Consider the following 14,547-nt stretch of genomic DNA (forward strand, 5'->3'; position numbering starts at 1 on the left):
CCTTACAGCTTGCTGGTGGCGATCTGCACCGCCAGTTGCGCGATCGACGGTTCCATCAGGTCGGTCAGCGGCTTGGGCCACACGCCCAGCAGCAGCACGCCGGCGGCGAACACCCCCAGCACCAGCGTCTCGCGGGCATCGAGGTCCTTCATCTCCGCCACGTGGGCATTGCCGACCTCGCCGAAGAACACCCGCTTGTAGAGCCATAGCGTGTACGCGGCGGTGATCACCAGGGTGGTGGCGGCGAGGAAGGCGACCACCGGGTGCTTCTGGAAGCTGGCCATGACCACCATGAATTCGCCGACGAAGCCGCTGGTGCCCGGCAGGCCCGCATTGGCCATGAAGAACAGCATCGAGAACGCGGCGAACCACGGCATCACGTTGGCCACGCCACCGTAGTCGGCGATGCGGCGGGTATGCATGCGGTCGTAGAGCACGCCTATGCAGGTGAACATCGCGCCGGAGACGAAGCCGTGCGAGACCATCTGCACCATCGCGCCCTGCAGGCCCAGGCGCGCCGCGTCGAGCGAACCGAAGTCGCGGACCAGGGTGAAGACGATGAAGGTGCCCAGGGTGACGAAGCCCATGTGCGCCACGGACGAGTACGCGACCAGCTTCTTCATGTCGTCCTGGACCAGGGCGACCAGGCCGACGTAGACCACCGCGATCAGCGACAGCGCGATCACCAGCCAGGCCCATTCCTGGCCGGCATCGGGGGTGATCGGCAGGTTGAAGCGCAGGAAGCCGTAACCGCCGATCTTCAGCGCGATCGCGGCCAGGATCACCGAGCCGGCGGTCGGCGCCTCCACGTGCGCGTCCGGCAGCCAGGTGTGCACCGGGAACATCGGCACCTTGACCGCGAAGGCGATCATGAAGGCGAAGAAGATCCAGGTCTGCTCCCTGGCGGTGAGCGGCAGTGCGTACAGGTCGGCCAGCTGGAAGCTGCCGCCCTTCAGATACAGGTAGACCAGCGCCACCAGCATCAGCACCGAACCGAGGAAGGTGTAGAGGAAGAACTTCATCGCCGCGTAGATGCGCCGCGGCCCGCCCCAGACGCCGATGATCAGGAACATCGGGATCAGCATGGCCTCGAAGAACACGTAGAACAGGATCGCGTCGGTGGCAGCGAAGATGCCGACGGTCACGCCCTGCAGGATCAGGAACGAGGCCACGTACTGGTGCACGCGCTTGTTGACCACGCCCCAGGCGCCGATCAGCGCGAGCAGGCCGACCAGGGTGGTCAGCAGGATCAGCGCGATCGCGATGCCGTCCACGCCCAGGTTGTAGTGGATGCCGTAGGCCGGGATCCAGGCGTGCTGTTCGACGAACTGCATCCCCGGGTTGGAATAGTCGAACCCGGTCAGCAGGCGCAGGCTCCAGAGGAACGTGGCCAGGGCCACGATCACCGAAGCCCAGCGCGCCGCCTGCGCCCGGGCGTTGCCCAGGGCGAGGATCAGCGCGCCGCCGATCACCGGCAGCCAGATCAGGACACTCAACAGGTGCGTGTTCGCCACGTCTAGTTCTTCCGTACAGTCAGCGCCAGAACCGCATGAGCACGGCCAGCAGTGCAATCAGGCCGAGGATCATCGCGAAGGCGTAGTGGTAGAGGTATCCGGATTGGGTGCGCCGCAGCAGCGAGGCGGCCAGGTCGACCACCCGCGCGCTGCCGTTGACGATCACGCCGTCGATCAGGGTGCTGTCGATCCAGCGCGAGAGGCGCCCGAGCGCAAGGCCGCCGCCGGCGAAGCCCTTGATCCACAGATGGTCGAAGCCGTACTTCTCTTCGAGGATGCGGACCAGCGGCGCGAACGCGCTGCGCGCGCGGCCGGCCAGGTCCGGCTTCCACAGGTACAGCAGCGCCGCCAGCAGGAAGCCGGCCACAGTCAGCCAGAACGCCGGCATCAGCATGCCGTGGGTCGCGTACGCGACCGGCCCGTGCCAGAACTCCGCGCCGACCTGGGCGATGGTGTCGCGCGCCGGATCGAGGAAATCGATCGCGCCGGTGAAGAAGCCCACCTCCTGGCCCGGGATCGCCGCGGCATGGTGGTTGCCCTTCCAGTCCGTGCCGAACAGCATCGGCCCGGCGGTGAAGAAGCCGATCAGCACCGACGGGATCGCCAGCAGGACCAACGGCACGGTCACCACCCATGGCGACTCGTGCGGCTCGTGCGCGCCGTGGTGGCCATGGTCGTCGTGGCCATGATGCTCGTCGTCGTGCGCGTGGCCATCGTGCACATGTGCCGGATCGGCATGCTCGCCATGGCCATGCCCGCCGTGCGCATCACGGAACCGCTCCGGCCCGTGGAAGGTCATGAACAGCAGGCGGAAGCTGTAGAAGCTGGTCACGATCACCCCGCCCAGCACCGCCCAGTAGGCGTAGGTGGCAATCCAGTGGTGGGTCTGGTGCGCGTGGTGCGCGGCCGCCTCGATGATCGTGTCCTTCGAGTAGAAACCCGAGAAGAACGGCGTGCCGACCAGGGCCAGGGTGCCGACCACGCTGGTCCAGTAAGTGACCGGCATGTACTTGCGCAGCCCGCCCATCCGGCGCATGTCCTGCTCGTGGTGCATGCCGATGATCACCGAGCCGGCCGCCAGGAACAGCAGCGCCTTGAAGAAGGCGTGGGTCATCAGGTGGTACACCGCACCCGAGTAGGCGGACACGCCCAGGGCCACGGTCATGTAGCCCAGCTGCGACAGGGTCGAGTACGCGACCACGCGCTTGATGTCGTTCTGGACGATGCCGATCAGGCCCATGAAGAACGCGGTGGTCGCGCCGATGAACAGGACGAAGTGCAGCGCGGTCTCCGACAGCTCGAACAGCGGCGACATGCGCGCGACCATGAAGATGCCCGCGGTGACCATCGTCGCGGCGTGGATCAGCGCCGAGATCGGGGTCGGGCCTTCCATCGAGTCCGGCAGCCACACGTGCAGCGGCACCTGCGCCGACTTGCCCATGGCGCCGATGAACAGGCAGACGCAGATGATCGTAGCCACGCTCCACGGGTGCCCGGCGAAGATCTGCACGTGGCCGTCCTGCAGCATCGGCGCGCGGGCAAACACGGTGGCGTAGTCCAGGGTGCCGAACCACAGCAGCACGCCGGCGATGCCCAGCAGGAAGCCGAAGTCGCCCACGCGGTTGACCAGGAACGCCTTCATGTTGGCGAACACCGCGGTCGGGCGCTTGAACCAGAAGCCGATCAGCAGGTAGGAGACCAGGCCCACCGCTTCCCAGCCGAAGAACAGCTGCAGGAAGTTGTTGCTCATCACCAGCATCAGCATGCTGAAGGTGAACAGCGAGATGTAGCTGAAGAAGCGCTGGTAGCCCGGGTCGTCGGCCATGTAGCCGATGGTGTAGACGTGGACCAGCAGCGAGACGAAGGTCACCACCACCATCATCATCGCGGTCAGGCGGTCGACCATGAAGCCGACATGGGCGTCGTAGCTGCCTACCTGGAAGAAGGTGTACACGTTCTCGTTGAACGGCGAGGCGCCGCCGGCGACCAACTGGTACAGCACCCAGCACGACAGCGCGCAGCTCACCGCCACGCCGAGGATGGTGGCGTACTGCGCGCCCTTGCGGCCGACCTGGCGCCCGAACAGACCGGCCACGATGCTGCCCAGCAACGGGGCCAGGACGATCAGCAGCAGGTGGGTTTTGGAGATGATCATGGTGTGCCGTCTGTTCCAGTACGTGCCGTCATGGCTGGCTTGGCGCCTACCCTTCGAGGGTTGGGCGCCGCGCAATCATTGGTTCCCCCGCCATCCCTGGCGGTACCACGCGGGCTCCGGAGAACCCTGCCCGGCCATCCCAGGCCGGGCGCTGAGCCGCGCGAGCCAGTGGCTCGCGAGGGCTCAGCCCTTGAGCGAGTCCACCTCGCCGACGTTGATCGTGCCGCGGGTGCGGAACAGCGCGACCAGGATCGCCAGGCCGATGGCCGCCTCCGCGGCGGCCACCGTGAGGATGAAGAACACGAAGATCTGGCCAGCCGCATCGCCCAGTTCGCGCGAGAACGCGATGAAGTTGATGTTGACCGACAGCAGCATCAGTTCGATCGACATCAGCAGGACGATGACATTCTTCCGGTTGAGGAAGATGCCGGCCATGCTGATGCAGAACAGCACCGCGCCGAGCGCGAGCATGTGTCCGAGCGTGATCATGCCTGGCCCTCCCCTTCAGCCGGGGGTGCAGCGGGCGCGGGCTTCTCCGCCGGCATCGACACCATGCGCAGGCGGTCGCTGGCCTTGACCCGCGACTGCGCGGACGGGTTCTGGGTCTTGATCCCGGTGCGCTTGCGCAGGGTGATCATCACCGCCGCGATCACCGCCACGGTCAGGATCACCGCGGCGAACTCGAACGGCAGGATGAAGCCGGTGAACAGGTGGTGGGCAAGCCACTGCGTGTTGCCGGCGTCGGCCGCGGCGGCGGCCGCATTGTCCGGGAACGGCGTGGCCAGGCTGGCCTTGACCCCGATCAGGGCCAGCATCTGCACCAGCATGACCACCGCGACCACGATCCCGACCGGCAGGAACCTGACCCAGCCCTCACGCAGCGCGGCTACGTCGACGTCCAGCATCATCACCACGAACAGGAACAGCACCATCACCGCGCCGACGTAGACCAGCACCAGGGCCACGCCGAGGAACTCGGCGCCGACCAGCAGCCACACGCAGGCCACCGAGAAGAAGGTCAGGATCAGGCACAGCGCTGCGTTGACCGGGTTGCGCACGCTGACCACCGCGCCGGCGGAAACGACCGCGGAGGCGGCGAAGGCGTAGAAGAGGATCTTTATCCAGTCCATCGTGGCCTCAGCGGTAGGCGGCGTCGGCGGCGCGGCGCTCGGCGATCTCCGCCTCCAGGCGGTCGCCGAGGGCCAGCAACTGCGGCTTGGTGACGATGTTCTCGCCGCGCTTCTCGAAGTGGTATTCCAGCACGTGCGTCTCCACGATCGAATCCACCGGGCAGCTTTCCTCGCAGAAGCCGCAGTAGATGCACTTGAACAGGTCGATGTCGTAGCGCGTGGTGCGGCGGGTGCCGTCCTCGCGCCGGGTCGAGTCGATGGTGATCGCCAGCGCCGGGCACACCGCCTCGCACAGCTTGCAGGCGATGCAGCGTTCCTCGCCGTTCGGATAGCGGCGCAACGCGTGCAGGCCACGGAAGCGCGGCGACTGCGGGAACTTCTCCATCGGGTACATCAGCGTGTACTTGGGACGGAACAGGTAGCGCAGGGTCAGGCCCATGCCCCGGAGCAGCTCCAGCAGCATCAGGCTCTTGAAGTAGTGGACGACTTTGCTCATCGGTCAGGCGCCCTTCTCGAACACGCCATAGAACACCATCAGCGCGGTGACCGCGATCCAGGCGATCGTGATCGGGATGAATACCTTCCAGCCCAGGCGCATGATCTGGTCGTAGCGGTAGCGCGGGAAGCTGGCGCGGAACCAGATGTAGGCGCTGGCGAAGAAGAACATCTTGGCCAGCAGCCAGGGCCAGCCACCCTTCCAGATCCAGTCGATCCACGGCGACACGTCCGCGGTCACCCAGCCCTGGATGGGGCTCAGCCAGCCGCCCAGGAAGAACAGGCTGATCAGGAAGCTGACCAGGATCATGTTGGCGTACTCGGCCAGGAAGAACAGCGCGAACGCCGACCCGGAGTACTCGACCATGTGCCCGGCCACGATCTCCGACTCGCCCTCGACCACGTCGAACGGCGCGCGGTTGGTCTCGGCCACGCCGGACACCCAGTAGACGATGAACAGCGGCAGCAGCGGCAGCCAGAACCATTCGAAGAAGCCGGCGTTGCCGGACTGGGCCATCACGATGTCGGTCAGGTTCAGGCTGCCGGCGGCGATCATCACCCCGACCAGGGCGAAGCCCATCGCGATCTCGTAGCTGACCATCTGCGCGGCCGAACGCATCGCGCCCAGGAACGCGTACTTCGAGTTCGACGCCCAGCCGGCGATGATCACGCCATACACGCCCAGCGAGGTCATCGCCAGCAGGTACAGCAGGCCGGCGTTGGCATTGGACAGCACCAGTTGGTAGTCGAACGGGACCACCGCCCAGGCCGCGAAGGCCGGCGCCAGCACGATCAGCGGCGCCAGGATATACATCACCTTGTGTGCGCTGGACGGCTGGATGACTTCCTTGAACAGCAGCTTGAACACGTCGGCGAAGGCCTGGAAGATGCCCATGCCCACGTACATCGGCCCGTGGCGCACGTGCATCCAGCCGATCAGCTTGCGCTCCCAGACCACGTAGAACGCGACCGCGACGATCACCGGCACGGCGATCACCAGGATCTTCAGCACGATCCACAGCACCAGGCCGAGCTCGCCCAGCCCGAAGAACCATTCGCGCACCGGGTCGACCGCGTCGATCAGCAGTTCGTTCATGCCTTCACCACCTCGACCCGGCCCGCGCCCAGCGGCGCGGTTGCGCCGTGGCCACCTTCGATCCATGCCGCGCCCGCGGCGACGCGGGCGTCCACCACCACCGGCAGCGCCGCGGTACCGCTGGCGCCCCGCACCTTGGCAACCTGCCCGTCCGCGATGCCGATGGCGGCGGCATCGGCCGGATTGAGCACGATCCGTGCATCGACGTTGAGCGGGTGCGCCTGCAATGCGGCGGCGCGGCGCACCACCGCATCGGTGCGGTAGATCGCCGGCACCAGCGCCAGCTCCAGCCCGGCGTCGCCGGTCTCGCCGGCACGCCCCGCCTTCACCCCGACCTTGCGGCCGCCCCCAAGCAGCGCGCGCGCGCCGGCCAGGTCGCTGAATTCGAACCCGGCCAGCCCCAGCTCGCCGCCCAGCGCACGCAGCACGCGCCAGCCCTCGCGGGCCTGGCCCGGCAGCTTGCCGCCGGCCTGCGCGGACTGTTCGATCCCGTCCAGGTTGACCAGGGTCGCGTCGATCTCGGGCAGTGCGCCGATCGGCAGGATCACGTCGGCCACCGCGCGGGTGGACTCGCAGGCGAAGTGGCTCAGCGCCACCACCCTGGCCGCGTTCAGCGCCTTCAGCGCGGCAGCGGTATCGGCGAAATCCAGGCCCGGCTCGATGCCATGGAGCAGGTAGGCGCCGCGCGGCTCGGCGAACATGCCGGCCACGTCACGCCCCGTCGGCAGCACGCCGGCGCGGGCCAGGCCCACGGCATTGGCGCCCTGCGGAATGCGGCACAGCGCCGCACCGGTGGCAGTGCAGAAATCGCGCGCGGCGGCGCGGATCGCGGCCGCCTGCGGGTGGTTCTCGGCGATCGCGCCGACGATCACCACGGCACGGCCCGCGCCCCTGGCGGCATCGCGCAACGCGGCGTCGCCCAGCGCTTCGGCGAAGCGCGACGGCGGCACGATCGCCTTGCCGGCCACGGCGAAGGTGAAGTCGAAATCGACCGGGTTGACCACGTGGATGCGCGCGTTGCGCTTGACCTGCGCCTGGCGCAGGCGCGCATGCAGCAGCGGCAGTTCGTGGCGCAGGTTGCTGCCGACCAGCACGACCACTTCGGCCTCGCCGGCTTCGGCCAGCGGCAGCGCGAACGGTTCGGCCACGGCCGCGTCGGAGAAGTCGCGGTTGCCGATGCGGTGGTCGAGGTTGCCGCTCTCCAGCCCGGCGGCCAGCAGCGCCAGCAGCCCGCCCTCCTCGTTCGAAGTGGCCGGGTGCGCGAGCACGCCCAGCGCGTCGCCGCGATTGTCGCGCAGGATCGCGGCGGCCGCGGCCAGGGCCTCGGCCCAGCTGGTCTCGCGCCACTGCCCGTCGACCTTGCGCATCGGCACGGTGGCGCGGTCGGCGGCCTGCAGGCCCTGGTGCGAATAGCGGTCGCGGTCCGACAGCCAGCACTCGTTGACCGCCTCGTTGTCGCGCGGCACGGTGCGCAGCACTTCGCCGCGGCGCACGTGCAGGAACAGGTTCGAGCCCATCGCGTCGTGGTAGCCCAGCGACTCCTTCGCGATCAGCTCCCACGGCCGGGCGCGGAACTGGAACACCTTGTTGGTCAGCGCGCCCACCGGGCACACGTCGATCACGTTGCCGGACAGCTCGGTGGTCAGCGGCTTGCCGTCGTAAGTGCCGATCTGCAGGTTCTCGCCGCGGTACATCCCGCCCAGCTCGTAGGTGCCGGCGATCTCGGCGGTGAAGCGGATGCAGCGGGTGCACTGGATGCAGCGCGTCATCTCGGTGGCGACCAGCGGACCGATGTCCTCGTCGGCGACCACGCGCTTGCGCTCGGCGAAGCGGCTGACCGAACGGCCGTAGCCCAGCGACAGGTCCTGCAGCTCGCACTCGCCGCCCTGGTCGCAGACCGGGCAGTCGAGCGGGTGGTTGATCAGCAGGAACTCCATCACGTTGCGCTGGGCCTTCAGCGCCTTGTCGTTGCGGGTGAAGACCTTCAGCCCGTCCATCACCGGGGTGGCGCAGGCCGGCGACGGCTTCGGCGCCGAACGGCCGCCGACCTCGGTGTCGACCAGGCACATGCGGCAGTTGGCGGCGATCGCCAGCTTGTCGTGGTAGCAGAAGCGCGGGATCGGGATGCCGGCCTTGTCGGCGGCCTGGATGATCATCGAGCCCTTGGGCGCGGCCAGTTCGACCCCGTCGATGAAGACGGTGACGTGGTCCGGCGGCAGGTTCGGGTTGACGGGCTGCGCGCTCACGCGGCCACCTCCAGGTTGCTGCGCACGACCTTGCCGTCGCGCTCGTCGTCGACCAGGAAGCGCCTGTTGACGATCGCGTACTCGAACTCGTGCCAGAAGTGGCGCAGCATGCCCTGCACCGGCCACGCCGCGGCTTCGCCGAAGGCGCAGATGGTGTGGCCCTCGATCTGGCCGGCGGCCGCGCGCAGGGTCTGCAGGTCTTCCAGCGTGGCCTTGTGTTCGACCACGCGGGTGATCATGCGGTACATCCAGCCGGTGCCCTCGCGGCACGGCGTGCACTGGCCGCAGCTTTCCTTGAAGTAGAACCGCGCGATGCGCTGGCAGGCGCGGACCATGCAGGTGGTGTGGTCCATGACGATGACCGCGCCCGAACCCAGGCCCGAACCGGCCTTCTGGATCGAGTCGTAGTCCATGGTCAGGCCCATCATGGTCTCGCCCGGCAGCACCGGCATCGAGGAGCCGCCCGGGATCACGCCCTTGATGCGGTTGCCGTTGCGGATCCCGCCGGCCATCTCCAGCAGTTCGGCGAAGGACGTGCCCAGGCGGATCTCGTAGTTGCCCGGGCGGGCGACGTGGCCGGAGACCGAGAAGATCTTGCAGCCGCCGTTGTTGGGCTTGCCCAGGTTCATGAACCACTCGGGGCCGTTGCGCACGATCGCCGGCACCGAGGCGTAGGTCTCGGTGTTGTTGATCGTGGTCGGCTTGCCGTACAGGCCGAAGTTGGCCGGGAACGGCGGCTTGAACCGCGGCTGGCCCTTCTTGCCTTCCAGCGACTCCATCAGCGCGGTCTCTTCGCCGCAGATGTAGGCGCCGGCGCCGAGCGCGTTGTAGATGTCGATGTCCACGCCCGAGCCAAGGATGTCCTTGCCCAGCCAGCCGTTGGCATAGGCCTCGGCGGTGGCTTCTTCCAGGTGCTCGAACGGCTCGTGGTGGAACTCGCCGCGCAGGTAGTTGTAGGCCACGGTCGAACCAGTGGCGTAGCAGGCGATGGCCATGCCCTCGACCACCGCGTGCGGGTTGTAGCGCAGGATGTCGCGGTCCTTGGCGGTGCCCGGCTCGGATTCGTCGGAGTTGCAGAGGATGTACTTCTGCATGTCGCCCTTGGGCATGAAGCTCCACTTCAGGCCGGTCGGGAAGCCCGCGCCGCCGCGGCCGCGCAGGCCGGACTGCTTGACCATCTCGACCACGTCGGCCGGCGGGATCTTCTCGGTGAGGATCCTGCGCAGCGCCTGGTAGCCGCCGGTCTTGAGGTAGTTCTCGTACGACCACGGCTTGTCGAAGTGCAGCGTCGTGTAGACCGCCTGGTGCTCCTTCGGGGCCGGGCCGACCGGGCCGTAGCCCTCGGAAACCTTGGTGTGGTGTGCCATCTGCCGTGGCCTCACTTCAGTCCGTCGAGCAGCTCGTCCACCTTCGCGGCGTCGAGCTTCTCGTGGTAATGGCCGTTGATCACGACGACCGGGGCGCCGCAGCAGGCGGCCACGCACTCTTCCTCGCGTTTGAGGTAGACGCGGCCGTCGGCGGTCGATTCGCCCAGCCGGCAGCCGAGCTTCTTCTCGGCGTGCGCGACCAGTTCCTCGGCGCCATTGAGCCAGCAGCTGATGTTGGTGCAGAAGGCCACGTTGTTACGGCCGACCTTCTGCGTCTCGAACATCGAGTAGAAAGTGGCGACCTCGTAGGCCCACACCGGCGGCAGGTCCAGGTACTTCGCCACGCCGGCGATCAGCTCGTCGCTGAGCCAGCCGCCGTTCTGCTCCTGCGCCGCGTGCAGCCCCTGCAGCACCGCCGACCGCTTGCGGTCGGGCGGGAACTTGGTCAGCCAGTGGTCGATGTGCGCGCGCGTGTCGTCGCTGAGGACGACCATCGGGTCGACGTTGCGCGCGTTCTCGAAATTACCGGTGGCCTTCATCGATCCACCTCGCCAAACACCAGGTCATAAGTACCGATCATGGCCACGACGTCGGCCAGCATGTGGCCGCGCACGATCTCGTCCATCGAGGACAGGTGCGCGAATCCCGGGGCGCGCAGGTGCACGCGGAACGGCTTGTTGGCGCCGTCGGAGACCAGGTAGCAGCCGAACTCGCCCTTGGGCGCCTCGACCGCGGCGTAGGTCTCGCCGGCCGGCACGCAGTAGCCTTCGGAGAACAGCTTGAAGTGGTGGATCAGCGCTTCCATGTCCTCCTTCATCTCCTCGCGCCGGGGCGGGGCGACCTTGAAGTTCTGGACCATGACCGGGCCGGGGTTGGCCTTCAGCCACTGCACGCACTGGGCGATGATCCGGTTGGACTGGCGCATTTCGGCCACCCGCACCAGGTAGCGGTCGTAGCAGTCGCCGTGGGTGCCGATCGGGATGTCGAAATCGACCGCGTCGTACTTCGCGTACGGCTGCTTCTTGCGCAGGTCCCAGGCGATACCCGAGCCGCGCAGCATCGCGCCGGTCATGCCCCACTCCCTGGCCTGCTCCGGGGTGATCACGCCGATGCCGACGGTGCGCTGCTTCCAGATCCGGTTGTCGGTCAGCAGGGTCTCGTATTCGTCGACGCGGGCGGGGAAATCGCGGGTGAAGCTCTCCAGGTAGTCCAGCAGCGTGCCTTCGCGCGCCTCGTTGAAGTACTTGAGCTTGGCGCCCTTGCGCCAGGGCGACTCCTTGTACTTCGACATCCGGTCCGGCAGGTCGCGGTAGACGCCACCGGGGCGGTAGTAGGTCGCGTGCATGCGCGCGCCGCTGACCGCCTCGTACACGTCCATCAGTTCCTCGCGCTCGCGGAACGCGTACAGGAACACCGCCATCGCGCCCAGGTCCAGCGCGTTGGAGCCCAGCCACATCAGGTGGTTCAGGATCCGGGTGATCTCGTCGAACATGGTGCGGATGTACTGCGCACGCTCCGGCGCCTCGATGCCCATGAGGGTCTCGATGGCGCGCACGTAGGCGTGCTCGTTGCACATCATCGACACGTAGTCGAGGCGGTCCATGTAGCCGATCGACTGGTTGAACGGCTTGGACTCGGCCAGCTTCTCGGTGCCGCGGTGGAGCAGGCCCACGTGCGGGTCGGCGCGGACCACGGTCTCGCCGTCCATCTCCAGGATCAGGCGCAGCACGCCATGCGCGGCCGGGTGCTGCGGGCCGAAGTTCATGGTGTAGTTGCGGATCTCCTGCCGGGCTTCCGCAGGATTGCTGGCGAAACCCGCCGGCCGGGCATGGTCAGGGTGCATCTGTGCGCTCACTTGGCGGCCTCCCGCTGCGCGGCCTCGCCGGCCGCGGTCTCGTAGCGGGCGTCGTCGCGGATCACGCGCGGCACGCCCACGCGCGGCTCGACCGAGGTGACCGGCTCGTACACCACGCGCCTGCGCTCCTCGTCGTAGCGCACCTCGACGTTGCCGATCAGCGGGAAGTCCTTGCGGAACGGGTGGCCGACGAAGCCGTAGTCGGTCAGCAGCCGGCGCAGGTCCGGATGGCCTTCGAAGACGATGCCGAACAGGTCGAACGCCTCGCGCTCGAACCAGTTGGCGCCCACCCAGATCGAGGTGACCGAGGGCACCACCGGCATGGCGTCGTCGGCGGCGAAGCAGCGCACGCGCAGGCGCCGGTTGTGCGCATACGAAAGCAGGTGCAGGACCGCGGCGAAGCGGCGCTGCGGCACGGCGACGGGCTCGATTCGGTCCTCGCCCTGCTGGCTCGGCCGCTCGCCCCAGGCGAAGCGCCCGGCGCCCTTGCCTTCCACGCCGCGGCTGAAGCCACCGGAAGAGACGCCCTCGGTGTCCCACTCGTCGCTGCCATAGCCCATGTAGTCGACGCCGCTGACCGCAGTCAGTTGCTCGAAGCCGAACTCGTCGCGCAGCGCGCGGCAGGTGTCCAGCCAGTCGTGGGCGGCCACCTCGAGGGTGGTCTCGCCACGGGGCTCGACCACGGTCACCGTCGCGGCCGGGAAACGGTCGCGCAGTCGCTGGGCGAAGGAGGCTGCTGGCTCGGCCATGGGGCTTGGCGTGTCCGGAAAGTTCTGGGGGCGGGTCAACGGTCGATCGTGTTCTTCCTGGCCACGGTCTCCGTGCGCCAGATCTTCTTCTGCAACTGCAGGATGCCGTACATCAGCGCCTCGGCCGTGGGCGGGCATCCGGGCACGTACACGTCGACCGGCACGATCCGGTCGCAGCCGCGCACCACCGAGTAGGAGTAGTGGTAGTAGCCGCCGCCGTTGGCGCAGCTGCCCATCGAGATCACCCACTTCGGGTCCGGCATCTGGTCATAGACCTTGCGCAGCGCCGGGGCCATCTTGTTGACCAGGGTGCCGGCCACGATCATCACGTCGGCCTGGCGCGGCGACGGGCGGAACACCACGCCGAACCGGTCCTGGTCGATGCGCGCCGCACCGTTGTGCATCATCTCCACCGCGCAGCAGGCCAGGCCGAAGGTCACCGGCCACATCGAGCCGGTACGCCCCCAGTTGAGCAGCGCGTCGACGGTGGTGGTGACGTAGCCCTTTTCCAGCAGCGGGTTGTCGCCTTCGGGGCGCAGGATGTCGTCGACCCGCCCTTCCGGGATCGGGTTGGTCATCAGGCGGTCGATGGTCTGGATCACTCCCATTCGAGCGCTCCCTTCTTCCATACGTAAATGAAGCCGAGGAACAGCATCCCGACGAACAGGCCCATGGTGACCAGCGCGCGCGGCCCCAGTTCCTGGAACACGAGGGTCCACGGCACGATGAAGATGATTTCCAGGTCGAAGACGATGAACTGGATCGCGATCAGGTAGTAGCGCACGTCGAACTTCATGCGCGCGTCCTCGAACGCCTCGAAGCCGCACTCGTAGGGCGACAGCTTCTCCAGGCTGGGACGGCGCGGCCCGAGCAGGTTGCCGATGACGATCAGCGCGATGCCGATGCCAGTGGCCACGATCAGGAACAACAGGGTCGGCAGGTATTGGGCCAGCACGTGCGGTTCTCTCTTGCCTCTGCCCGGCGCGCCGGGCTTGGGTCGTTTTCCGCGAAGGCCGCGGAGCACCTGTTGCGTCCTCGCCACCGCGGTGCCCGCGGGCGGGCGGTGTAGCCGCGGACGGGCGCATGTGCCGGTGTCCGCTGCGATTGTGCACAGCAGCGGAATTGTAGCTGTGAGCGGTTGTCTCGTAAACGCTTGCAGCCCCGCCCGGGCGCCTCCGTCCAAAGAAAAAGCCCGCTGCGGGCGGGCCTTGACTTCACGGCCACCGGCGCGTGCGCCGGCCTTCACATTGGTGCCCAAGAGGGGCGACGGCACCTATCCGGGCCATTGTAGCGCATGGGCGCGGATCGGCGGGAATGCCTGTCTCAGCTAGCGCGACGGCAGCTTGGCAGAGTGGCCGACCACGGCGCCACAAGGGGCTCGGCGCCGGACCACTACGCCAGAATCTACGCCAAGATCGCGCCATGCCCACCTACCGCCAGCGCGGCTCCACATGGCGCGCCGAAGTGTTCAAGTCCGGCCGCCGGGAATCGGCGTCGTTTGCCACGAAGCGGCAGGCCGTGGCGTGGGCCACGCAGCGGGAAGCCGAGCTGGTCGGCGCCCGCCTGCCGGATCATACCCTCGCCGAAGCCCTGCGACGGTTCGCCGACGAGAAGTGCCCCGGCCGGAAGGGGGGCAAGTGGGAGCAGGCCCGGCTGGGGGCCATGCAGCGCGATGCGCTGGCCGCTGTGGCGCTCCCGGTCCTGTCACGTACCGATGTGGCCCAGTGGCGGGACCGGCGCTTACAGGCCGTCTCCGGGGCTTCCGTGCGCAGGGAGATGAACCTGCTGCTGGCGGTGCTGGAGGAAAGGTGCGGGGGACCGGGGTCGGCGCCGCTGGCAGTAAGCTTGCAGCTCTTTCCCGTCGGACCAGCGGAGCGAACACCCGCAACGCTCTGGAGCTGCTGGCGGATGCAGGCGTGGGGTCTCCGCCGCCTCCACTG

Annotated in this window: 13 protein-coding genes and 1 pseudogene; 1 reads left to right on the forward strand and 13 read right to left on the reverse strand. The window is 67.8% G+C overall.

The features are described 5' to 3' along the window. Positions 1-2: 2 nt before the first annotated feature. The 13 genes from CSC64_RS08620 to CSC64_RS08680 all read right to left on the reverse strand — a co-directional run bounded on the left by CSC64_RS08620 (position 3) and on the right by CSC64_RS08680 (position 13,562). Complete coding sequence (locus CSC64_RS08620; RefSeq protein WP_162434915.1) at positions 3-1,514, reverse strand: NADH-quinone oxidoreductase subunit M; 1,512 nt, start codon at positions 1,512-1,514, stop codon at positions 3-5. Positions 1,515-1,533: 19 nt separating this feature from the next. After that, positions 1,534-3,669, reverse strand: a complete 2,136-nt coding sequence (gene nuoL, locus CSC64_RS08625) for an NADH-quinone oxidoreductase subunit L (RefSeq protein ID WP_162434916.1) — start codon at positions 3,667-3,669, stop codon at positions 1,534-1,536. 183 nt (positions 3,670-3,852) lie between these two features. After that, complete coding sequence (gene nuoK, locus CSC64_RS08630; protein ID WP_162434917.1) at positions 3,853-4,158, reverse strand: NADH-quinone oxidoreductase subunit NuoK; 306 nt, start codon at positions 4,156-4,158, stop codon at positions 3,853-3,855. Beyond that, the gene (locus tag CSC64_RS08635) at positions 4,155-4,799 is read right to left on the reverse strand and encodes an NADH-quinone oxidoreductase subunit J (RefSeq protein WP_162434918.1); all 645 of its coding nucleotides are present in this window, start codon (positions 4,797-4,799) and stop codon (positions 4,155-4,157) included. The genes nuoK and CSC64_RS08635 overlap by 4 nt, the downstream gene beginning before the upstream one ends. 7 nt (positions 4,800-4,806) lie before the next feature. Further along, complete coding sequence (gene nuoI, locus CSC64_RS08640) at positions 4,807-5,295, reverse strand: NADH-quinone oxidoreductase subunit NuoI (protein WP_162434919.1); 489 nt, start codon at positions 5,293-5,295, stop codon at positions 4,807-4,809. 3 nt (positions 5,296-5,298) lie between these two features. Further along, on the reverse strand, positions 5,299-6,390 hold the full coding sequence (nuoH, locus tag CSC64_RS08645) for an NADH-quinone oxidoreductase subunit NuoH (protein ID WP_162434920.1): 1,092 nt from the start codon (positions 6,388-6,390) through the stop codon (positions 5,299-5,301). Continuing rightward, positions 6,387-8,636 (reverse strand): NADH-quinone oxidoreductase subunit NuoG, encoded by a 2,250-nt coding sequence (nuoG, locus tag CSC64_RS08650; protein ID WP_162434921.1) that lies wholly within the window; start codon positions 8,634-8,636, stop codon positions 6,387-6,389. The genes nuoH and nuoG overlap by 4 nt, the downstream gene beginning before the upstream one ends. Further along, positions 8,633-10,003 (reverse strand): NADH-quinone oxidoreductase subunit NuoF, encoded by a 1,371-nt coding sequence (gene nuoF, locus CSC64_RS08655; RefSeq protein ID WP_162434922.1) that lies wholly within the window; start codon positions 10,001-10,003, stop codon positions 8,633-8,635. Before nuoF ends, nuoG begins: the two co-directional genes overlap by 4 nt. An 11-nt stretch (positions 10,004-10,014) precedes the next feature. Continuing rightward, the gene (nuoE, locus tag CSC64_RS08660; RefSeq protein WP_162434923.1) at positions 10,015-10,542 is read right to left on the reverse strand and encodes an NADH-quinone oxidoreductase subunit NuoE; all 528 of its coding nucleotides are present in this window, start codon (positions 10,540-10,542) and stop codon (positions 10,015-10,017) included. Beyond that, entirely contained in the window at positions 10,539-11,846 is a 1,308-nt protein-coding gene (locus tag CSC64_RS08665; protein WP_162434927.1) for an NADH-quinone oxidoreductase subunit D, read from the reverse strand. The genes nuoE and CSC64_RS08665 overlap by 4 nt, the downstream gene beginning before the upstream one ends. 8 nt (positions 11,847-11,854) lie before the next feature. Continuing rightward, a complete protein-coding gene (locus tag CSC64_RS08670; RefSeq protein ID WP_162434924.1) occupies positions 11,855-12,607 on the reverse strand; it encodes an NADH-quinone oxidoreductase subunit C in 753 nt (250 codons plus the stop codon). 35 nt (positions 12,608-12,642) lie between these two features. After that, positions 12,643-13,215 (reverse strand): NuoB/complex I 20 kDa subunit family protein, encoded by a 573-nt coding sequence (locus tag CSC64_RS08675; protein WP_162434925.1) that lies wholly within the window; start codon positions 13,213-13,215, stop codon positions 12,643-12,645. After that, positions 13,206-13,562, reverse strand: a complete 357-nt coding sequence (locus tag CSC64_RS08680; RefSeq protein ID WP_162434926.1) for an NADH-quinone oxidoreductase subunit A — start codon at positions 13,560-13,562, stop codon at positions 13,206-13,208. Before CSC64_RS08680 ends, CSC64_RS08675 begins: the two co-directional genes overlap by 10 nt. A 467-nt stretch (positions 13,563-14,029) precedes the next feature. On the opposite strand from CSC64_RS08680, the pseudogene CSC64_RS08685 reads away from it, so the two are divergent. After that, positions 14,030-14,547 (forward strand): annotated as a pseudogene (locus CSC64_RS08685) (hypothetical protein); the annotation flags it as partial.

This window comes from Pseudoxanthomonas koreensis, from assembly GCF_010093225.1.
In the GTDB taxonomy this organism is placed as follows: domain Bacteria; phylum Pseudomonadota; class Gammaproteobacteria; order Xanthomonadales; family Xanthomonadaceae; genus Pseudoxanthomonas; species Pseudoxanthomonas koreensis.